Annotated in this window: 19 protein-coding genes; 10 read left to right on the top strand and 9 right to left on the bottom strand. The window is 71.7% G+C overall.

Annotated elements, in window-relative coordinates; translation table 11 throughout:
* Positions 1-36: 36 nt before the first annotated feature.
* Entirely contained in the window at positions 37-1,158 is a 1,122-nt protein-coding gene (locus KHC27_RS07315) for a site-specific DNA-methyltransferase (protein WP_213337275.1), read from the bottom strand.
* A gap of 184 nt (positions 1,159-1,342) precedes the next feature.
* Between KHC27_RS07315 and KHC27_RS07310 the strand changes: the two genes are divergently transcribed.
* Positions 1,343-2,416 carry an FUSC family protein gene (locus KHC27_RS07310; RefSeq protein ID WP_213336972.1) on the top strand — a complete coding sequence of 358 codons (1,074 nt, stop codon included), beginning with the start codon at positions 1,343-1,345 and terminating at the stop codon, positions 2,414-2,416.
* A gap of 11 nt (positions 2,417-2,427) precedes the next feature.
* Here the strand turns inward: KHC27_RS07310 and KHC27_RS07305 are convergent, their stop codons facing one another.
* Positions 2,428-3,393, bottom strand: coding sequence for a DMT family transporter (locus KHC27_RS07305; RefSeq protein WP_213336969.1), 966 nt, complete (start codon positions 3,391-3,393; stop codon positions 2,428-2,430).
* A 124-nt stretch (positions 3,394-3,517) separates the two neighbouring features.
* Positions 3,518-4,069, bottom strand: coding sequence for an Lrp/AsnC family transcriptional regulator (locus KHC27_RS07300; protein WP_213336966.1), 552 nt, complete (start codon positions 4,067-4,069; stop codon positions 3,518-3,520).
* A gap of 203 nt (positions 4,070-4,272) precedes the next feature.
* Between KHC27_RS07300 and smc the strand changes: the two genes are divergently transcribed.
* The 6 genes from smc (at position 4,273) to KHC27_RS07270 (ending at position 10,834) form a co-directional block, all read left to right on the top strand.
* Complete coding sequence (gene smc, locus KHC27_RS07295) at positions 4,273-7,728, top strand: chromosome segregation protein SMC (RefSeq protein WP_213336963.1); 3,456 nt, start codon at positions 4,273-4,275, stop codon at positions 7,726-7,728.
* Between the two features lie 273 nt (positions 7,729-8,001).
* Entirely contained in the window at positions 8,002-8,379 is a 378-nt protein-coding gene (locus KHC27_RS07290) for an AtpZ/AtpI family protein (protein ID WP_213336961.1), read from the top strand.
* Positions 8,380-8,534: 155 nt separating this feature from the next.
* Positions 8,535-9,296 carry a F0F1 ATP synthase subunit A gene (locus KHC27_RS07285; protein ID WP_213336959.1) on the top strand — a complete coding sequence of 254 codons (762 nt, stop codon included), beginning with the start codon at positions 8,535-8,537 and terminating at the stop codon, positions 9,294-9,296.
* Positions 9,297-9,365: 69 nt separating this feature from the next.
* Complete coding sequence (locus tag KHC27_RS07280) at positions 9,366-9,593, top strand: F0F1 ATP synthase subunit C (RefSeq protein ID WP_029350478.1); 228 nt, start codon at positions 9,366-9,368, stop codon at positions 9,591-9,593.
* A gap of 231 nt (positions 9,594-9,824) precedes the next feature.
* On the top strand, positions 9,825-10,340 hold the full coding sequence (locus KHC27_RS07275) for a F0F1 ATP synthase subunit B (RefSeq protein WP_343210856.1): 516 nt from the start codon (positions 9,825-9,827) through the stop codon (positions 10,338-10,340).
* An 11-nt stretch (positions 10,341-10,351) separates the two neighbouring features.
* Positions 10,352-10,834 carry a F0F1 ATP synthase subunit B family protein gene (locus KHC27_RS07270; protein ID WP_213336955.1) on the top strand — a complete coding sequence of 161 codons (483 nt, stop codon included), beginning with the start codon at positions 10,352-10,354 and terminating at the stop codon, positions 10,832-10,834.
* Between the two features lie 107 nt (positions 10,835-10,941).
* Here the strand turns inward: KHC27_RS07270 and KHC27_RS07265 are convergent, their stop codons facing one another.
* The 3 genes from KHC27_RS07265 to KHC27_RS07255 form a co-directional block, all read right to left on the bottom strand.
* A complete protein-coding gene (locus tag KHC27_RS07265) occupies positions 10,942-11,673 on the bottom strand; it encodes a carbonic anhydrase (RefSeq protein WP_246519726.1) in 732 nt (243 codons plus the stop codon).
* 163 nt (positions 11,674-11,836) lie between these two features.
* On the bottom strand, positions 11,837-13,183 hold the full coding sequence (locus KHC27_RS07260) for a cell wall hydrolase (RefSeq protein ID WP_246519725.1): 1,347 nt from the start codon (positions 13,181-13,183) through the stop codon (positions 11,837-11,839).
* Between the two features lie 325 nt (positions 13,184-13,508).
* Positions 13,509-14,504, bottom strand: coding sequence for an L-threonylcarbamoyladenylate synthase (locus KHC27_RS07255; protein ID WP_213336952.1), 996 nt, complete (start codon positions 14,502-14,504; stop codon positions 13,509-13,511).
* Between the two features lie 269 nt (positions 14,505-14,773).
* On the opposite strand from KHC27_RS07255, the gene KHC27_RS07250 reads away from it, so the two are divergent.
* The 3 genes from KHC27_RS07250 (at position 14,774) to KHC27_RS07240 (ending at position 16,606) form a co-directional block, all read left to right on the top strand.
* The gene (locus KHC27_RS07250) at positions 14,774-15,709 is read left to right on the top strand and encodes a histone deacetylase family protein (RefSeq protein WP_213336949.1); all 936 of its coding nucleotides are present in this window, start codon (positions 14,774-14,776) and stop codon (positions 15,707-15,709) included.
* Positions 15,710-15,806: 97 nt separating this feature from the next.
* Positions 15,807-16,052 carry an exodeoxyribonuclease VII small subunit gene (locus tag KHC27_RS07245; protein ID WP_213336946.1) on the top strand — a complete coding sequence of 82 codons (246 nt, stop codon included), beginning with the start codon at positions 15,807-15,809 and terminating at the stop codon, positions 16,050-16,052.
* A gap of 92 nt (positions 16,053-16,144) precedes the next feature.
* Positions 16,145-16,606 (top strand): DUF1284 domain-containing protein, encoded by a 462-nt coding sequence (locus KHC27_RS07240; protein WP_213336944.1) that lies wholly within the window; start codon positions 16,145-16,147, stop codon positions 16,604-16,606.
* Here KHC27_RS07240 and KHC27_RS07235 read toward each other — a convergent pair.
* Genes KHC27_RS07235 through KHC27_RS07225 form a run of 3 tightly spaced genes read right to left on the bottom strand, consistent with a single transcriptional unit; the run spans position 16,572 to position 18,772 of the window.
* Complete coding sequence (locus KHC27_RS07235) at positions 16,572-16,823, bottom strand: DUF1272 domain-containing protein (protein ID WP_213336942.1); 252 nt, start codon at positions 16,821-16,823, stop codon at positions 16,572-16,574. The two genes, KHC27_RS07240 and KHC27_RS07235, sit on opposite strands and share 35 nt — an antisense overlap.
* A gap of 39 nt (positions 16,824-16,862) precedes the next feature.
* The gene (locus KHC27_RS07230) at positions 16,863-17,450 is read right to left on the bottom strand and encodes a protein-S-isoprenylcysteine O-methyltransferase (RefSeq protein ID WP_213336940.1); all 588 of its coding nucleotides are present in this window, start codon (positions 17,448-17,450) and stop codon (positions 16,863-16,865) included.
* Positions 17,447-18,772, bottom strand: coding sequence for a hypothetical protein (locus KHC27_RS07225; protein WP_213336938.1), 1,326 nt, complete (start codon positions 18,770-18,772; stop codon positions 17,447-17,449). The genes KHC27_RS07230 and KHC27_RS07225 overlap by 4 nt, the downstream gene beginning before the upstream one ends.
* Positions 18,773-18,952 lie beyond the last annotated feature (180 nt).

Raw genomic sequence — 18,952 nt, 5'->3', positions numbered from 1 at the left:
TTTTCATACGCGATCGGCGGGGGATCGCCGCCCCGCCTATTCCGCCGCCTGCGCCATTTCGGTTCGGAAGGCGGCGCGCAGACTGTCGATCGGCACAAGGCCGTCGCGTGTCGGCACGTGCCAGAAGGTCCAGCCGTTGCAGGCCTCCGCACCCTGCGCCAGCGCCCCGGCGCGGTGAATGGAGCCGACCGTGCCGAGACCGGGCGCGCTTTCCAGCGACACCGTGCCGTCGGCGCGCACCAGTGCGCGGAAGCGCTGACGCGCATCGGTGAGCAGTGCTCCCGGCGCGATGAGGCCCCGCTCGATCAGCGCGGCGAACGGCACGCGGGGCGCCTCCCGGGCCGAGGGTGCGAGCGTGAGCGCGTCTTCCGGCAGCGGCTCCACGGCGGCGATGCGGGCGGTGGCGGCGGCGACATAGCTGGCGTCGCGCTCGATGCCGATGAAGTTGCGGCGCAGCCGGCGGGCGACCGCGGCGGTGGTGCCCGAGCCGAGGAAGGGGTCCAGCACCACATCGCCCGGCCGGCTGGCGGCGAGCAGGATGCGGGCGAGCAGCGCCTCCGGCTTCTGGGTCGGGTGAGCCTTGCGGCCTTCGGCATCCTTCAGCCGTTCATGCCCGGAGCAGATGGGGAACAGCCAGTCCGAGCGCATCTGCACGTCGTCGTTGCCGGACTTCAGCGCCTCGTAATTGAAGACGTAGTTGCGCGCGTCCGGCTCCCGCGCCGCCCAGATGAGCGTCTCATGGGCATTGGTGAAGCGGCGGCCGCGGAAATTGGGCATCGGGTTGGTCTTGCGCCAGACGATGTCGTTCAGGATCCAGAAGTCGAGATCCTGCAGCATCGCGCCGACGCGGAAGATGTTGTGGTAGGAGCCGATCACCCACAGCGTGCCGGTCGGCTTCAGCACCCGGCGCACCGCCAGCAGCCAGGCCCGGGTGAAATCGTCATAGGCCTGGAAGCTCTCAAACTTGTCCCAGGCATCGTCCACGGCGTCGACGAGGCTGTCGTCCGGGCGCTTCAGCTCGCCCTGGAGCTGGAGATTGTAGGGGGGGTCGGCAAAGACGAGATCGACCGAACGGGGCGGCAGTTTCGCCAGTTCGGCGATGCAGTCGCCGTGGCGGATGGTGTTGAGCGGCAGGCTGTCCGCCGTTCCGTCCCCCATGCCGCCGCCACGCTTGCCGCGGCCGGAACCCGCCGTCGTTACCCCGTTACGCAGAACTTTCATGGACCGACCTGACGCCTAGCAACGCAACATGCGTCCACAATCTCCACGCGTTGGGGTAAAGACGGGGTAAAACCCGCGTCCCTCGGCGGGATGGATATCCCATCGGAAGGAGCCGGCTTTGGTGGATGCAGGATCGGCGGTTTCGTCCGCCCCCGCGGGGCCGGTGCCGCGTCCGCCGCCCTGGCGCGGCGACGGCACCATCGGGCGGGCCGTGCGTTTCGCCGCGACCGTGCTGGGACCGATCGGGGTGGCGCTGACCATTGGCGTCGGCACGTGGATGATCTTCGCGCTGGTGACCGCGATCCTGTGCTTCAGCCTCGATGTGGGCGGGCGGCTGGCGCCGCGCTTCGGCTGGATGGTCGGCGGCGGGCTCGTGGTGCTGGCGGGGGCGGGGCTGGGCACGCTGGTGAGCGGGCTCTACCTGCCGACCACGCTGGGGTTCGCGGCGGCCGGCGTGCTCTACGCGCTGGTCGAGGCGCTCGACGCGACTGCGGCGGCGGCCTCGCGCTTTCTGTGCTTCACCTTCGCCATCGGCGCGCACTACATCCATCTGGACGGCATCGGGGCCGCGGCCGCGCTGGCGACCGTGGCCTATGGTTTTGCGGTCTCGGCGGTGTGGGATGGGCTGGTGGGCGGACCCCGGCCTTCGCTGGCGCCCGCGCCGGCCGGCATCGCCCGGCGCCTGCGCGACACCGCCGGGGAGAGGTGGCGCTTTGCGGCGGCGGTCGGCATCGTCGTGCCGCTCGCCTCGCTCACCAGCGTCGGGCTGGGCGTCGCCAAGCCCTACTGGACCCTCATCGCCGTCGTGCTGGTGCTCCGCCACGACGTGATGACGAGCTGGCGCACCATGGTGGAGGTGATGCTTGGCTGCGTCGCCGGCGCGGTGGCGGCGCTGGTTGTCAGCGCCCTGGTCGGCGGCGGCCATTGGGGGCTGATCGCCGGCATGATGATCGCCGCGCTCATCCGCTGGCCGGCCCATGAGATACACGGCATTCTCGGCAATGCCGCGCTCACCATGTTCGTGCTGCTGCTGCTGGAGGTGATCGCCGGCTCGGCCGGCGTCGCCGCGCGCGATGTGGAGGAGCGGGTGCTCGACTTCAGCCTCGGCTGCGGTTTCGCGATGCTGGCGCTCGGGCTCGACGCGTTGTTCGACGCCGTGCACCGCAGGTTTGCCGCCAGCCGCCCCTTGCGGTAGCGGAGCCGCTCTCAGCCCGGAGCGCGGTCGCGCAGGGCGAGGCCGGCGACGACCAGACCGAGGCCCAGTCCGTGATAGAGCTGCGGCGTCTCGCCGAGGACGCCGATCGCGAGCCCGGCGCCGAACACCGGCATGAGCTGCAGGAACTGCCCCGCCCGCGCCGGGCCCAGCTCCGCCACGCCGCGGGCCCAGAGCACGAAGCCGAGCGTCGGCAATGTCGCGACATAGCCGATGCCGAGCAGCGCCTCGCCGAGCGCGCCGGCATGAGCGGCCGGTAGCCCGCCCTGCAGGAGTTCCCAGGCCGCCACCGGGGCGAGCGCGGCGAGGCCGAAGGGGATGCTGGCGGCGAGGGCGGCGGCGGTGGACAGCTCGCAGGGAAAGCGCTTCAGCAGCACGGCATAGAGGCCGAAGGCGCAGATGCCGGCGAACAGCACGAGGTCGCCCGGATCGAGCGCGAGGCCGAGCAGATGGCCGAGATCGCCGCGCAGCACGATCAGCCCTACACCCGCGGTGGAGACGGCGAGCGCCAGGAGCTGGCGCGCGCTGGAGCGCTCGCGCAGCAGCAGCCACCCGAACAGCCCCACCACGATGGGTGCGCAGGAGCCGATCAGCGAGCCGTTGATGAGGCTGGTATGAGCGAGCCCGGCATAGATCAGCACAGTGAAGACCGCGATGTTGAGCACGCCGCAGGCCAGGAAGAAGGGCCAGCGCCGCAGCACGACGCCGAAATTGCCCGCAAGCTCGCGGAAGGTGAAGGGCAGCAGCAGCGCCAGCGCCACACTCCAGCGCGCGGCGGAGAGGGTGGCGGGCGGCACCGTGTCGGCCAGCACCCGGCCGACAAAGAAATTGCCCGACCACAGCAGCGCGGCCCCACTCAGCAGCAGGGCCGCGAGCGCTCCTGCCGAAAGCGCGCGGATGCCGGGGATGCCGCCGCGCCGGGCGGCGAGGGAGATCAGGGTGTCTGCCACGAACGCCATGACTGCCTCCGTCGGACGGGGCGGCGCGACTGCGCTGCCGATATAGGTAAGACTAGTTGACCTATGCCGGCATGTCCTTGCGTTGTTGCGGTGCAGCGTGGCGGTGAACGGCAGAATCTGCCGCCTAACGCGTCGTCTTGCGCGGTTCCCTGCCGCTGCCTGTCTTTTCGGCAACGGAATCCACTGAAACAGGCGTTGGCCGGAGATGGTCGAGCGGCAGCCGCCGGTCTTCCTTCACCCGCTTCAGCGCCAGCGAGGAGCGCACACCGCGCACGCCGGGAATGCCCATGAGGATGTCGTGGGCGAAATGGGCGAAGGCCTCCAGGTCCTCGCACACCACCTGCAGGAGATAGTCGCTGTCGCCGGTCACGCTGTCGCACGCGACAACCTGCGGCAGTGCCAGCACGGCGGCCTCGAAATCGCGCGCGGCTTCCTCGACCTGCCGTTCCAGATGCACATGGATGAAGGCGAGCACGCCGAGGCCGAGCTTCCGGGCGTCGAGCCGCGCCTGATAATCGGCGATCAGCCCCATTTCCTCGAGCTGCCGCGTACGGCGCAGGCAGGGCGAGGGCGACAGCCCGATGCGCTCGGAGAGCTCGGCATTGGTGAGGCGGCCGTCCTCCTGAAGCTCCCGCAGGATGCGCAGATCGAACATGTCGAGCACAGGCGGGCGCATCTTCTGCTCCTTCTGCGGCCTACGAGGTCATAATCTGCCGCAATGTGTCATTCACCCGGCAGGAACGGCAAGGTGATGGCGGTGCGGGCCGTTACCATCGTCGCCCGTGACAGGCGAGGCGGCGCAGGTGCGACGTCAACATGTCGTGGATCGTATCCCCGGTGCTACTTGAACTTGTGGGTCGAGGCCGGCACTTTCGGGCCATGAAATTCACCCGGCTTCGTCTTACCGGCTTCAAGACCTTCGTGGAGCCGACCGACATGCTCATCGAGCCCGGCCTCACCGGCGTGGTGGGGCCGAATGGCTGCGGCAAGTCGAATCTCGTCGAGGCCATGCGCTGGGTGATGGGCGAGAACTCCTACAAGGCGATGCGCGCCGAGGGGATGGACGACGTCATCTTCGGCGGCACCACCAACCGCCCGGCGCGCAACACCGCCGAGGTGGTGCTCACCGTCGACAATACCGAGCGCACCGCTCCCGCCATCTTCAACGACGCCGATACGCTGGAGATTTCCCGCCGCATCGAGCGGGAGGCCGGCTCGTCCTACCGCATCAATGGCCGCGAGGTTCGTGCCCGCGACGTGCAGATCCTGTTCGCCGACGCCTCCTCCGGCTCGCGCTCGCCGGCGATGGTGCGGCAGGGCCAGATCGGGGAACTGATCGGGGCCCGGCCGTCGGCGCGGCGGCGCATTCTGGAAGAAGCGGCGGGCGTTGCCGGGTTGCACGCGCGCCGCCACGAGGCGGAGATGCGGCTGCGCGCCGCCGAGGCCAATCTCGCCCGGCTGGAAGACGTCATCGGCCAGATCGCCAACCAGACTGAGGGGCTTCGCCGGCAGTCGCGGCAGGCGGTGCGCTACCGCACCCTCTCCGGCGACATCCGCAGGGCCGAGGCGACGCTGCTGTGGCTGCGCTGGCAGGAGGCGGTGGGCGGCCTCGCCGAGGCCGAGCGCACGCTGGACCTCGCCGTTCGGGAGGTGGCCGAGCGTACCCGCGCCCAGGCCGAGGCCACCACCCGCGCGGCGGTGGCCGCCCATGAATTACCTGCCCTCCGCGAGGCCGCCGCCGCGGCCGCCGCCGCGCTGCAGCGGCTGACCCTGGCCCGCGGCGAGCTCGACCGCGACGAAGCCCGCGCCGATGCGCGCCGCGAGGAGCTCGACCGCCGGCTGTCGCAGCTCCTCGGCGACATGGAGCGCGAGCGCGCCCTCGCCGCCGACGCCGGCGCCATGCTGGAACGCCTTGCCGCCGAGGCCGAGGAGATGGCCATGGCGCAGGCCGAGGCCGCCGACCTGGAAGAGGACGCGGCGATCCGGCGGGAGGAGGCCGAGGCCGCGCTCGTGGCGGCCGAGCGCAGCTTCGCCGAAGCCACCGCCGCCAGTGCCGAGCGCCACGCCCGCCGCGGCGCGCTGGAACGCCGCCTTCGCGAGGAAGGCGAGCGTCTGGTGCGGCTGGAGCGCGACATCACCGGGCTGGAAGCGCAGGCCCGGCAGATCGCCACGCACGGTGCCGCCGACGACCTCGACGCCCGCCGCGTCGCCGCCGAGGAGGCGCAGGACGCGCTGGCCGAGGCGGAGATCGCCGCCCAGGAGGCGGAGGCCGCCCACGCCGCCGCCCGCGCCGGGCTGGACCAGGCCCGCCGCCCGCTCGCCGAGGCGGAGAAGACGCTGCAGCGGCTCGACACCGAGGCGCGCACCCTCGCCAAGCTGCTCGACCCCGGCCATGGCCGGCAGTGGCGGCCGGTGCTCGATTCGATTCGCGTCGCGCGCGGCTACGAGACCGCGCTCGGCGCCGCCCTCGGCGACGACCTCGACGCGCCGGCCGATGCCGCCGCCCCGGTGCACTGGCTGGAGCGGCCGGGGGAGGCGCAGGATGCGGCGCTGCCGCCGGGCGCCGAGCCGCTGTCGCGCCATGTGGAGGCGCCGCCCGCGCTGGCCCGCCGGCTCTCGCAGATCGGCGTGGTGCCGCGCGACCAGGGCCTTCGTCTCGCCGCTGGCCTCAGGCCGGGACAGCGTCTGGTTTCGGTGGAAGGTGACGTCTGGCGGTGGGACGGCTTCGATGCCGCCGCGGAGGCGCCCACCGCCGCCGCCCGCCGCCTCGCCGAGCGCAACCGGCTCGCCGATATCGAGGCCCGGCTCGACGGCGCCCGCGCCGAGGTGGCCACCCAGCGCCGGGCGCTGGAGGCGGCGGAGGTCGCGCTGCGCAGCGCCGGCAGCCGCGAGAACGCCGCCCGCGAGGCCCGCCGTTCCTCCGCCCGCGCTCTGGACGCCGCGCGTGACGAGCTCGCCCGCGCCGAGCGCGCCGGGGCCGAGCGTGCGGCCCGGCTGGCGGCGCTGGAGGCCGGCCGCGAGCGGCTGGAGGCCGACCGTGAGGCCGCCGCCATCGCCCAGGCCGAGGCACAGGACGCGCTGGCGGAGCTGCCGCCGGCCACCGACAGTGCCGCCGAGATCGCCGGCATGCAGGCCCGCCTCGCCGAGGCCCGGGCCGCCGTCACCGAGGCGCGCTCCCGCGCCGAAGGCCTCGCCCGGGAGCGCGAGCAGCGTCAGCGCCGCCTGTCCGCCATCGCCGGCGAGCGCGGCTCGTGGCAAGCCCGCGCGGGCGGCACCGGCGAGCGGCTCGCCGCGCTGGAGGCGCGCCGCGAGGAAGCCGCCATCGAGCGTGCCGAACTCGACGACGCCCCCGCTCATTTCGCCGCCCGCCGGCGGGCGCTGCTGAACGAGACCGCGGCGGCGGAAGCCGCGGGCGCCGCCGCCGCCGACCGCCTGGCCGAGGCCGAGGCGCTGCAGCTCGACGCCGACCGGCTGGCCCGCGCCGCGCTGGACGGGCTGGCGGGCGCCCGTGAGGCCGCCGTCCGTGCCGAAGCGCGGCTGGAGGCCGGCCGCCAGCGCCGGGGCGATCTGATGCGCGAGATCGCCGATGTGCTTGACGTGGCGCCGGAGGGCGCCCGCGAGATCGCCGGCCTCGATCCCGCCGCCGCGCTGCCCGAATCGGCCGGCCTCGAAGCCGAGCTGGACCGGCTGAAGCGCGAGCGCGAGCGGCTCGGCGCCGTCAACCTGCGCGCCGAGGAGGAACTGGCCGAGGTGGAGGGGCAGCTCCAGGGCCTCGTGGCCGAGCGCGACGACCTCACCGAGGCGATCAAGCGGCTGCGGCAGGGAATCGCGGCGCTGAACCGGGAGGCGCGCGAGCGGCTTCAGGCGTCCTTCACCGTCGTGGACGGCCATTTCCGCCAGCTCTTCGGTACGCTGTTCGGTGGCGGCGAGGCCCAGCTCGCGCTCACCGATTCGGACGATCCGCTGGAGGCCGGGCTCGACATCATCGCCAAGCCGCCGGGCAAGAAGCCGCAGTCGCTCTCGCTGCTCTCCGGCGGCGAGCAGGCGCTCACCGCCATGGCGCTGATCTTCGCGGTGTTCCTCACCAATCCCGCGCCGATCTGCGTGCTCGACGAGGTCGACGCCCCGCTCGACGACGCCAATGTCGAGCGGTTCTGCAACCTGCTGGACGAGATGCGCGGCCTGACCCGGACGCGCTTCCTCACCATCACCCACAACCCCATCACCATGAGCCGGATGAATCGGCTGTTCGGCGTCACCATGGCCGAGCGCGGGGTGTCCAAGCTGGTGTCGGTCGATCTGACCACGGCGGAGGCGCTCCGCGAGGCGGTCTGACCGTCCGAGCTGCCGCAGGGTGCGACGAGCGGCAGCAGCTTTGCCGCATCGCCGAAGGCGCTCTGGTATGCCAAATAAGTCACGCAGGGCTTCCCTTGGTGCGCGGGCGGTGAAAAACGCCTGCGACAGAGCGTCCTGTCGTCGGAATTACGTAATTCGAACAAGCACTTGAAAGATGTGATCGCGTCCTTGACACCTCTCCGGGCGATCACTATGGTGCCGGCGGTTTTCGGGGGTGGGGCTACCTTCTCCGGCAGGAGCCGAGCGCACGAGATGGACGACCGGAACAAGACGGACGGCCAGGGCGGCGAGCGGCGGCCGGAAGAGAGCGATGCCGAGCTTCAGGGGCGCCTTCGCGGCCTCGGCGGTGCCCTTGATCGGGTGCGGGCCGAGAAGCGCGCGGAAGCGAAGCCGGCCGAGCCGGATCGGACGTCTACCTCCGCGGGTATGACGCTGGCGTTCCGGCTGGGAAGCGAGTTCGTGGCGGGCGTTCTGGTGGGTGCCGGCATCGGCTGGGGCATCGACCGGCTGTTCGGTACCTCGCCCTGGGGAATGATCGTGTTCCTGCTGTTCGGCTTCGGTGCCGCGGTGGCGAACATGCTGCGGGCGGCCGGCGAGACGGGCCGCACGCCGCCAAAGGGCGGCAGGTAGGATTTCCGCCTCCGGGCGGCACGAAGGCATCGCCCGGCGGGTGGTGGGATGAGCAGCCGAACGAAGGTCCGGGCCGCAAGGTTCCGGCCCGGGCGGCGGGGTTACGGGGGCCGGCGCTGTACAGGCAGCGCCGCGATTGAGGGCAGCGACCGGCAATGGCCAGCAGCGAGATCGATCCGATCCATCAGTTCCAGATCTTGAAGATCGTGGATCTGGGGGCGCCGGGTGGCGTGCAGCTCGCTTTCACCAATTCCGCGGCCTACATGGTCGGCATCGTGGCGCTGGTGTTTTTCTTCCTCACCTATGCCACCCGGGGGCGCACCCTGGTGCCGGGCCGGCTGCAGTCGCTGGCGGAGATGAGCTACGAATTCGTCGCCTCGACCGTGCGGCAGACCGCCGGCAATGAGGGGATGAAGTTCTTCCCGCTGGTCTTCTCGCTCTTCATCTTCGTTCTGGTCGCCAATTTCGTCGGCCTCATTCCCTATACCTTCACCGTCACCAGCCACATCATCGTCACCGCCGCGCTGGCGCTGGTGGTGATCGGCACCGTGATCGTCTACGGCTTCGTCCGCCACGGCACGCATTTCCTGCACCTGTTCGTTCCCTCGGGGGTGCCGGCCTTCCTGCTGCCCTTCATGGTGGTGATCGAGCTGATCTCCTTCCTCTCGCGTCCCATCAGCCTTTCGCTGCGTCTGTTCGCCAACATGCTGGCGGGCCACATCGCGATGAAGGTGTTCGCCGGCTTCGTGGTGATGATGAGCGCGTCGGGCGTCGCCGGCCTTCTCGGCGCGACGCTGCCCCTCGCCATGGTCGTGGCGCTGACCGCGCTCGAATTCCTGGTCGCCTTCCTGCAGGCCTACGTCTTCACCGTCCTGACCTGCATCTATCTCAACGACGCGCTGCATCCCGGTCACTGATCGGCGCCGTCGCGGGGTCCCACCCTTTTCGCCTCACCACAGCTACTGCGAATTCAATAGGAGAAGATCATGGAAGCGGAAGCCGCCAAGTTCCTCGGCGCCGGTCTCGCCTGCCTCGGCATGGGTCTCGCCGGCATCGGCGTCGGTAACATCTTCGGCAACTTCCTCTCGGGCGCCCTGCGCAACCCGTCGGCGGCCGATGGCCAGTTCGCCCGCGCGTTCATCGGCGCGGCCCTTGCCGAAGGTCTGGGCATCTTCTCGCTCGTCGTCGCGCTCGTCCTGCTCTTCGTGGTCTGACGAAACGCCGGCAGGGGTGTCGCCGGCCGGCCGCTGAGGCCGGGATGCCGGCGACCCCCGCCTTCTACGATCGAGGAAGCCTGAACCATGCCGCAGACAGAGGGTCCGGCCGTTTCGTTCGTCGTCGCGCAGGCGGAAACGTCGGCTCCCGGCGCGCACGGCGTCGGCACGCAAGATGACACGTCGCCCCTTCCGCCGAGCGGCGGCGCGGCGAACGGTGTGGAGATTTCGGTGCCGTCAGGCGAAGCTCACGGCGCGGGATTTCCGCCCTTCGATGCTCACACATTTCCTTCGCAGCTCATCTGGCTGGCGATCGCCTTCGGCGCTCTCTATCTGCTGATGAGCCGCATCGCCCTGCCGCGCATTGGCACCATTCTCGAAGAACGTCACGATCGCATCGCCGACGACATCGAGGAAGCCGGTCGCCTGAAGGCGGAAAGCGAGGCGGCGGCTCAGGCCTATGAGCAGGCCCTCGCCAGCGCTCGCGGCAAGGCCCACTCCATCGCCGCGGAAACCCGCGATACGCTCGCCGCCCAGTCGGAGGCCAGCCGCAAGGCGCTGGAGGCCGACCTGCACGGCAAGCTCACCGAGGCCGAGGCCAAGATCGCCGCCACCAAGACGGCGGCCATGGCCAATGTCCGCGGCATCGCGGTCGACGCGGCCGGCGCCATCGTGTCCGGCCTGATCGGCACCGTCCCGGCGCCGCAGGCGGTCGAATCGGCGGTCGACGCCGTTGTGAAGAACTGAGGACGCCGCCGATGGGCAACGCGGAACTCTGGGTCGCGATCGCGTTCGTGATCTTCATGGCCATCCTGATCAAGGCTGGCGCGTTTTCGAACATCACCCGCGCGCTCGACGCGCGGGGCGAGCGCATCCGCGCCGACCTCGACGAGGCCCGCCGCCTCAAGGAGGAGGCGCAGAAGCTGGTCAGCGAGTACAAGCGCCGCCAGCGCGAAGCCGAAGCCGAAGCCGAGGCGATCATCTCGACCGCCAAGTCGGAGGCCGAGCGTCTCGCCGCCGAAACCAAGGCCAAGCTGGAAGACCTCATCGTGCGGCGCACCCGCATGGCCGAGCAGAAGATCGCCCAGGCCGAAGCCCAGGCGCTGGCCGATGTCCGTGCTGCCGCGGCAGACGCCGCGGTGAAGGCGGCCGAAACCCTGCTCGCCGCGAATGTGGTGGGTGAGACCGCCGATCGCGTGCTCGCCGCCGCGGTCAATGATGTGCGGTCCAAGCTGAACTGACGACGCGGCGCCCTCGCGCTGCCGATGGCTTGGCCGGATCTATTGGACGATGCTGCGACGCCCGGCCGTGTGCCGGGCGTCGTGCGTTTTGAGCGGGCGCGAACGCCTCAGGCCTTGACGAAGGTGACGGTGCCGGAGGCGAGGTCGTAGACACCGCCCACCACGGTCACCTTGCCGGCGTGAATGGCCTCGGCGACCTCCGACTCCTCGGTTTTCAACCGCTCCATGGTGTAGAGCACATTGGCCCGGATCGCGGCGGCCACCGGATCGGGCGGGTTACCCGCCAGCGCCGTGCGCACCGGCGGGGCGAGATGTTCCGCCAGCGCCGGCAGATGGCCGGGCAGGCTCACATGCTTCTGCTCCACCTCGACGGCGGCGGTGACGGCGCCGCAGGCGCTGTGGCCCAGCACCACGATCACCGGCACGCCGAGGTGGCCGACCGCATATTCCATGCTGGCGAGGCCGTCCGTGTCGACGAAATTGCCGGCCACCCGCACCACGAACAGGCCACCCGGCGCCTGGTCGAACACATATTCAGGCGAGACCCGCGAATCCGAACAGCCCAGCACGATCGCCATCGGGTGCTGGCCCTTGGCCAGCGTCGCGCGATTGCCGAGGAAATCGGTGCAGGTCTGCACCCCCGCGACGTGGCGGGCATTACCGGCGACCAGTTCCTTCACCACCGCGTCCGGCGCCAGTGCCGGCGCCGCCGTGGTGGCGGCGGCGGTGCCGGGCCAGCCGAGCATGCCGGCCATGGCCGCGGCCGACAGGCCGACGGAGCCGCGCAGCAGGTGGCGGCGTGACAGAGAAAGGGTGGATGGGTTGCAGTCCAGACACATGGCGAGCCCCCTAGGGATGGATGGCGGCCTTCTCCGAGGCCGTCGAAGGTACCATAACACAGAGTCCCGTTATGCCGCCGCCGGTGGTTGGCCGTGCGGCAGGGACATCGGGCGAGTGTCGGCCCTGTGGCTGCCGTGAAGCTGTCCTTGGGAAAGGCGGCCCTCAGCCCCAGCGGCGGGGCCGGTAGAAGGTATGCTCGCCGATGGCATCGAGCTTGCGCATCTCCCGCACCCAGCGGGGATGAACGGACTGGGCGTGGTAATGGGTCGCCCGCCCCACCTGCTCGTCCCAGATCCGGCCGTCCAGCATGTCGGCCGCGATGCGCCGGGCCTGCTGCCACGCCTCCGGCTCGGTCACGACGTCCCGCACGTTGTCGCAGGCGAAGGTGAACTGGCAGGCCAGGTGGCGGTGGGCGTTCTGGTACACGGTGCGGCAGACATCGGCGGGGTAGTAGCCGGAGAACACCCGGTTCATCACCACCTGCGCCACCGCGATCTGGCCGCGCTCGGGTTCGCCGCGGCTCTCGAAATAAACCGCCTCGGCGAGGCACGTCTCGGCCCGCTCGCGCCGCTTGCCGGAAAGCCCGAGCCGATCAGCCGGGCTCGCCTCGCCGGCGGTGGCTTCGCCCTCGGCCATCTTGGCGAAGCTGCTGCCGGATTCCATCGGCGCCAGGGGCTGTGGCGGCAGGCTGGCAAGGCTGGCGCCGAAGATGAGGGCCGGCTCGCTGTCCGCCGGCCGGGCCAGCCCGGACATCGCCGCCGCGCCGCCCATCGCCTCTTCCGCCGCCGCATTGGCGTCCGGCGGGGTCAGCCCGGCGTCGAGGGACCGCCCGGCCGCGACCTCCGGCGAGTCGGGCTCGTCCGGCGCGACGCTGGCGGCGTCATCGGCCGGATCGCCCGCCGGGAGGTCGAAATGCGACGAATCGGGATCGGCGGTCTCGCCCGCGCCGGCCGGCGTGGCGGTGAGCGCCGCCTCGGTTCGCGCCGGCCCGGCAAGGGCGACGGCGGTGCCGGGCGGGGTGCCGGCGCCGTCCCCGGGGGCGGTGCCGCTGCCGGCGCCATAGGCGGTGGTGCCGTCCTCCAGCTCGGTGGGGTCGCCTGTGGGGTCGCCGGAGGGCAGCATCTCGGCGAGATCGTCGGGATCGGTGCCGGCGCCCGCGCCGGCCGTGGCGCTGGCGCTGCCGGCTCCCGCAGGGCCGGTGCCGTCGCCGGCGATCATGCGGTGGGGAACGGGAAGGCGGTCGCCTTTGGCTTCGCGGTGGACATCGACGCGGAACCGGCCGGGTGGGGTAATGGCGAGGTCGGAGGAGGGCCAGGCGAAGGTCGCCATGCGCAGTTCGCGCCCGCTCACCGGCAGAAGCCGCAGCCGAACCCCTTCGCTCCCGGAGTCGGGCGCGGCGGCCACCGCGTCGGCGGTGCGGTACCACAGCCCGATTCCTGCGCCGGCCATCACCGGCGCCAGAATGGCCAGGAGCGCCAGAGACCGCCGGCCGAACGTCGTCACACCCATGTCTGCGCCCGTCTTTTCCCGAGCCGCCGATGTCGCCGGGGTCGGTGCTGCGAAGGAGGGGCGTTCGCCCGCACCGGATGGCCGGGCCTGTGTGGGATCGCCGCTCCCGCGCCCGGCAGAAGCCGCCGCGTGGCACGCCGATCACACACAAGGTCCTGCCAGCCGGACGGAATGGTTGTCGCCCATTAACCTTGCCCGGCGGTTAACGGCGGCCTGCGGCGGGGGCGCGACGCAGCCATGGCCGGGAGGCGGCAGGGGGAGGCGAGAAGGAGGCACACGGCCGCCGCCTGGGCGCGCCTGTGGCGGGCGGCGCGGGGCAGGCGCCTCAGCGCGGCGCGGCGGCGCGGGCGAGGCGGTCGCGAATGCCTTCGCCCAGGCCGTGGCGCGGCAGCGGCACCACGGCGATGCCGCGCGCCCCGCGCCCGTCGAGTGCGCGCAGATGGGCGAAGAGCCGTGCCGCGGCTTCCACGAGATCGCCGTCGGGACTGAGGTCCAGCACCGCGACCGCCTCCGCCGAGCCCGGGGGCCGCGCGCCGGCGAAGGTGAGCAGCGCCTCGCCCGGCGCGACCTCGCGGGCGTCCAGCCGAACCGGCACCGAGGGGGCATAGTGCGAGGCGAGCATGCCGGGGGCGAGGGGCGCCGCGTCCTGATCGGCCGGCGGCGCCCGTCGGGCGAGCGGGGCGCCGAGCGCGGCCTCGATCGCCTCCCGGGCGAGCCCGCCGGGGCGCAGCAGTGTCACCTCAGGCCCGGAGGCGTCGAGAATGGTCGATTCGATCCCGACCGGGCACGGGCCGGCATCGAGCACGAGGTCGATTCGACCGCGCAGATCGGCCAGCACATGGGCGGCCGAGGTCGGCGAGACATGGCCGGAGCGATTGGCGCTGGGCGCGGCGATGGGCCGGCCGCTGGCGGCGATCACCGCGCGGGCGGCGGGATGCGCCGGCACACGGATCGCCAGCGTCGGCAGGCCGGCGCGGGCGAGGTCGCAGACCGCCCCTTCGACGGCCGGCACCACCAGCGTGAGCGGTCCGGGCCAGAACCGGGCGGCAAGCCGCTCGGCTCGGGCGTCGAAGCGGCCGATGCGCCGCGCTGCGGCGAGGTCCGGCACATGGGCGATCAGCGGGTTGAAGGAAGGCCGGCCCTTCGCGGCATAGAGCCGGGCGACGGCATGCGGGTCGGTGGCGTCGCAGGCGAGGCCGTACACCGTCTCGGTGGGAATCGCGACGAGGCCGCCGGTGGAGAGAAGGCGCGCCGCCTCCGCGATGCCGGCGGCGTCCGCCGCCAGCAGCCGGGTCTGCCGTTCCTCGATCGCCGCGTTCATCGTCGTTCGACATCCGTTCGTGAGCGCGGCTCGATAGGCGCCCGGCCGCGGCGGGTCAAGCCGTGCCGGCGCATGGGGCCGCATGCCGGCACGACCGGGGCGCGCGGCTCAATTTCTCCCGGTTGCGGCTGGAATGCCGGGCGTGGCTGGCATATCGTCTACCGCAAGCCTTCCAAACAAGAGAAGCCCGCGACACTGTCGGAGCGCCTGCCGCGCCCCACCCGCCCGCGCAATGCCGAGCCCGGAACGCCAAGGATCATCCCGCCGCCATGACTACCCTGCTCATTTCGCACGACGCCTGCATCAACCACCAGACGCCTCCGGGCCACCCCGAGAGGCCCGACCGCGTGCGGGTGCTGAACCGCGTGTTCGAGCAGGAGCAGTTCGCCCATCTCGCCCGCGAGCAGGCCCCGCGCGGCAGCCGGGAAGACATTCTGCGGGTGCACCCGGCCGATCTCATCGACGCGCTGGACGAGGCGATGCCGCAGAAGGACGGCGAGCTGGTGCGCATCGACGGCGACACCGTCATGTCGCCGGGCACCGGCGAGGCGATCTGGCGCGGCGTCGGCGGCGCGGTTCTGGCGGTGGACGAGGTGCTGGGCGGCAAGGTGGCGAACGCCTTCGTCTCCATGCGCCCGCCCGGCCACCACGCCGAGACCCGCACCCCCATGGGCTTCTGCTTCTTCAACAATGTCGCGGTCGCCGCGCGCCACGCGCAGAAGGTGCACGGCCTCGGCCGCGTCGCCATCGTCGATTTCGACGTGCATCACGGCAACGGAACGCAGGAGATCTTCTGGTCGGACCCCAGCGTGATGTACGCCTCCACCCACCAGATGCCGCTGTTCCCCGGCACCGGCGCGGTGGGCGAGCGCGGCACCTCCGACAACATCGTCAACGCCCCGCTGCGGCCGGGCGATGGCGGCGAGAACTTCAAGGAAGCCTTCCAGAGCCGCATCCTGCCGCGGCTGGAGGCGTTCGGGCCGGAGCTGCTCATCATCTCCGCCGGTTTCGACGCCCACACCCGCGACCCGCTGGCGAGCCTCAACCTGCTGGAGGACGATTTCGCCTGGGTCACCAAGAAGCTGATGGACGTTGCCGACCGGCATTGCGGCGGGCGGCTGGTCTCGGTGCTGGAGGGCGGCTACGACCTCGAAGGGCTGGCGCGCTCGGCCTCGGCCCATGTGACGGCGCTGATGCGCGGCTGAGCCGGCCTTTCCTCCGCGCCCGGCATGTGCGCGGCCGGGGCCGACCCCGGCGCGCCGATCCTGTATAAGGCGCCGAGTCGATGCGAGGGAGGATGCCATGGCCGACACGACTGATGTGAGCGGGCTCAGCTTCGAGCGGGCGCTGGCCGAGCTGGAGGCCATCGTGCAGAAGCTGGAAAGCGGCAATGTCCCGCTCGAGGAATCGATCTCGCTCTATGCCCGCGGCGAGGCGCTGAAGGCGCGCTGCGACGCCCTGCTGAAGGACGCCGAGGCGAAGGTCGAGAAGATCACCCACGGCGCCGACGGCAAGGCCACCGGCACCGTGCCGCTGGACGGCGAATGAGCCGAACCGGGCGAGCGACGCAGCGGCGGCTGCATTCACGAGGGGCGCCTGCGAGGCGTTGGCCATGAAAACCCCGCCATGAAGGCCCGCCCATGACGGTCCGGCTGCGGGCGCACCACCTGCTGTGCCTCCTCACCTATGTCGGGCGCGGCTACAGCCCGGCCTTCGTCGCCGGCTATGACCGGATCGTCGCCCGGCTGGATGCCGGCGAGGGCGCGGTGCTGGTGGCGGGGCCGGACGATATCTGCGCGCCCATGCTCGGGGCCGGCCACCACTGCCACGAGCCGCGCATCGCCGCGCGGGACGCGGCGGCGCTGGCGGCGCTGGCCGGTCTTTCCGGCGGGGCCCTGTCCCTCGGCGCGACGTTTCCCCTCTCCCGCGACGAGGTGGCCCGGCTGCGGGCGGCCTTTGCCACCGGCGCCATCCGCGCGGCCTGCGCGGGGTGCCAGTGGACCGGCCTGTGCGATCAGGTGGCGGCGCGCGGCTTTTCCGGCACGCGGCTGGCGGGGGCCGACCTCGTCACGCCCCCGCGCGCTCTCGGCACGCCGGATTGAACACCCGCACGGTCGAGGCGGGGTTGCGGGCCAGCGGTCCGGGCGGGCGCACCGGGCGGCGCACCAGTTCGCCGCCGCAGTTCGGGCAGATCCCGCCCAATACCGCCTCGGCGCAGTCCGCACAGAACGTGCACTCGAAGGTGCAGATCAACGCCTCCCGCGTGGTGGGCGGCAGGTCACGGTCGCAGCATTCGCAGTTCGGCCTGAGTTCCAGCATGGTCCCTCCAAGGCCGGCATCATGCCGCGCGGTACCGTCTCAGTACAGGCCGGGCACCACGCGCGGGGTGCGGGCCATGTAGGCGCGGTACTCGTCGCCGAAGGTGTCCAGCATCATCCGCTCCTCCTGCCCGACCCGGAAGAAGAACAGGATGCCGAAGCCGACGAAGCCGGCCGGCCCGGCCACGGCGTTCGGGATCAGGATGAGCTGCGCCAGCGCCCACAGGAAGAAGGCGGAATACATGGGGTGGCGGACATGGCGGTACACCCCCTCGGTGATGAGGCGGTGCTTCTCCTTGATCTCCAGCGTCACCGACCAGTTCTTGCCGAGGTCCTTGTGGGTGCGGCGGAACAGCCAGAGCGAGGCGAGGAACACGGCGGTGCCCAGCACGAGCTGAACCAAGGTGAAGGGGTAGTTGGCAAAGCGCGGCCAGCCGGTCGCCACCCAGATGCCGGGCACGACGCCGAGGCCGAGCGTCGAGCAGGTGAGCAGCACCCGCTCCCGCAGCCGGGAGCGGGCATCCACCACCCGTTCGCGCTTCACCCGCCGCTCGAAGGGAAAGCGGATGGCGTACCACCCGACGAGGCCGAGGCCCCAGATGATCTTGGCGGCGGCGAGAATGCTCATGCGGCGTCCGTGGATGCGACCTGGCTCTTCAGCGAGCCGTCGGGGCTGAAATGATCGGCCGGGCCGTTGCGGCTGAGGACCATGGCGGGAAACGGCACCGGGCCGATCACGAAGGCGAAGTAGTCGTAGGCGGCGGGGCGCTCGTTCGCCAGCATGAACTGGTAGTGCAGCCGCATCATCTGCCAGCGCAGCCGGTGGAGCTTTTCCGCCGTCAGCATGGTCTTGATGTTGGCGGTGCGCAGCACCGGCATCGGCCGCGGCGCGCCGGGCGGCAGCTCGATCTGGTCGAGCCGCGCCCGTTTCAGCCGCACCGGGTCGAATTTGTAGAAATTGATCGCGTCGTGCCGCGCCTGGTACTCCGCCCAGAACAGGCCGGGCGTCGTCGCCGCGCGCCGGGCCTCCGCCCGCACCCGGCCGCCCTCCGGGTGCAGCGCGAATTTCGGGATGGTCGCGCCGCAGGTGAGCAGGCACAGCCGCGTCGCTCCCTCGGCGAGGAAGGGGTCGGCGGAGAGCGCCCGGTCGAGCACCCCCACCGCCAGCGTGGCGCCGAGGCTGTGGCCGACCAGCAGCACCTCGTCATAGCCGCCCGAGCGCACCCGTTCGGCGAGGTGGACGGCGAAGGCGTCGAGCCGGGCCGAGAGCGCCGGGGTCTGGTCGCGCATATAGGCGCGGGCGAGGTCCCAGTCGTCGAGCGCATGGTGCACCCGCCAGCGCCGCCCGGTGCCGTGGAACAGGGCGAAGAAGGTGGCAAGGCCGATGCCGGTGCCGAGCAGGGCGGGCACCCAGCCCGGCAGGCTGCCCGGCAGTTCCGCCGCCAGCAGCCAGCCGAGCCCGAACGCCACCGCCCCCCCCGCCGCCAGCCCGGCCAGCATGAACAGAGCGACGACCGCGAAGGGAAAGAAGAAGAAAAGGCCGTAGCGCACGCAGGCGCGCAGATAGCGCCACGCCGTGCCGGTGAGGAGGAAGTTCCACAGCGCCGCGAAGCCGCGCCAGAGCCGGACCGCGTCGGACCGGCGGTCCAGCGCCATGACGATCTCGTCCCAGTGCAGGATTTCGTAGTCGGTTTCCTGCTGCCAGCCCGGCCCCTGGCTGCGCACGCGCCAGCGGCCGGCGAGATCGCCCGGCGCGTCGAGGCGCGGCGAGGTCTCCACGGTGAAGGACCACAGCCGCGCGCAGAGCCCCGCCTGATAGGCGAAGCGGCCGTGATGATAGTCCATCTCGGTCGCATCGTGGCCGGGCAGGAACAGCACGAGCCGGCGCGGACAGGTCCGCCCCGCCGCCTGGGTCTCCGCCGGCCGCCTCGTCACGACACCGAAACTCATGCGCGGGTTCTATCGGATGTGCGCGGTCTTGGCCAATGGCCAGACCCGCCATCCCCACCCGAGACGCGATGCCGCCCGCCGGCCGCCTGTGCACGTTGCGGTGATCGTGCGTGTACGAGGTGGCCGCGGCAAGGTCGGCACACGGGCGCGCGTTGCACCGCGCGGCGGCATTGTGTATGC

It is taken from the genome of Ancylobacter lacus, from assembly GCF_018390635.1.
Lineage (GTDB): Bacteria > Pseudomonadota > Alphaproteobacteria > Rhizobiales > Xanthobacteraceae > Ancylobacter > Ancylobacter lacus.
This window is presented reverse-complemented; position numbering and strand designations above follow the sequence as displayed.

Coding starts and splice junctions, on each gene's coding strand:
- KHC27_RS07230 (WP_213336940.1), bottom strand. CDS start 17,450: ATGAGCATTCTCGCCGCCGCCAAGATCATCTGGGGCCTCGGCCTCGTC.
- KHC27_RS07290 (WP_213336961.1), top strand. CDS start 8,002: ATGGACGACCGGAACAAGACGGACGGCCAGGGCGGCGAGCGGCGGCCG.
- KHC27_RS07280 (WP_029350478.1), top strand. CDS start 9,366: ATGGAAGCGGAAGCCGCCAAGTTCCTCGGCGCCGGTCTCGCCTGCCTC.
- KHC27_RS07260 (WP_246519725.1), bottom strand. CDS start 13,183: ATGGGTGTGACGACGTTCGGCCGGCGGTCTCTGGCGCTCCTGGCCATT.
- KHC27_RS07265 (WP_246519726.1), bottom strand. CDS start 11,673: ATGTGTCTGGACTGCAACCCATCCACCCTTTCTCTGTCACGCCGCCAC.
- smc (WP_213336963.1), top strand. CDS start 4,273: ATGAAATTCACCCGGCTTCGTCTTACCGGCTTCAAGACCTTCGTGGAG.
- KHC27_RS07305 (WP_213336969.1), bottom strand. CDS start 3,393: ATGGCGTTCGTGGCAGACACCCTGATCTCCCTCGCCGCCCGGCGCGGC.
- KHC27_RS07315 (WP_213337275.1), bottom strand. CDS start 1,158: ATGGGGGACGGAACGGCGGACAGCCTGCCGCTCAACACCATCCGCCAC.
- KHC27_RS07300 (WP_213336966.1), bottom strand. CDS start 4,069: ATGCGCCCGCCTGTGCTCGACATGTTCGATCTGCGCATCCTGCGGGAG.
- KHC27_RS07250 (WP_213336949.1), top strand. CDS start 14,774: ATGACTACCCTGCTCATTTCGCACGACGCCTGCATCAACCACCAGACG.
- KHC27_RS07255 (WP_213336952.1), bottom strand. CDS start 14,504: ATGAACGCGGCGATCGAGGAACGGCAGACCCGGCTGCTGGCGGCGGAC.
- KHC27_RS07240 (WP_213336944.1), top strand. CDS start 16,145: ATGACGGTCCGGCTGCGGGCGCACCACCTGCTGTGCCTCCTCACCTAT.
- KHC27_RS07270 (WP_213336955.1), top strand. CDS start 10,352: ATGGGCAACGCGGAACTCTGGGTCGCGATCGCGTTCGTGATCTTCATG.
- KHC27_RS07285 (WP_213336959.1), top strand. CDS start 8,535: ATGGCCAGCAGCGAGATCGATCCGATCCATCAGTTCCAGATCTTGAAG.
- KHC27_RS07225 (WP_213336938.1), bottom strand. CDS start 18,772: ATGAGTTTCGGTGTCGTGACGAGGCGGCCGGCGGAGACCCAGGCGGCG.
- KHC27_RS07235 (WP_213336942.1), bottom strand. CDS start 16,823: ATGCTGGAACTCAGGCCGAACTGCGAATGCTGCGACCGTGACCTGCCG.
- KHC27_RS07245 (WP_213336946.1), top strand. CDS start 15,807: ATGGCCGACACGACTGATGTGAGCGGGCTCAGCTTCGAGCGGGCGCTG.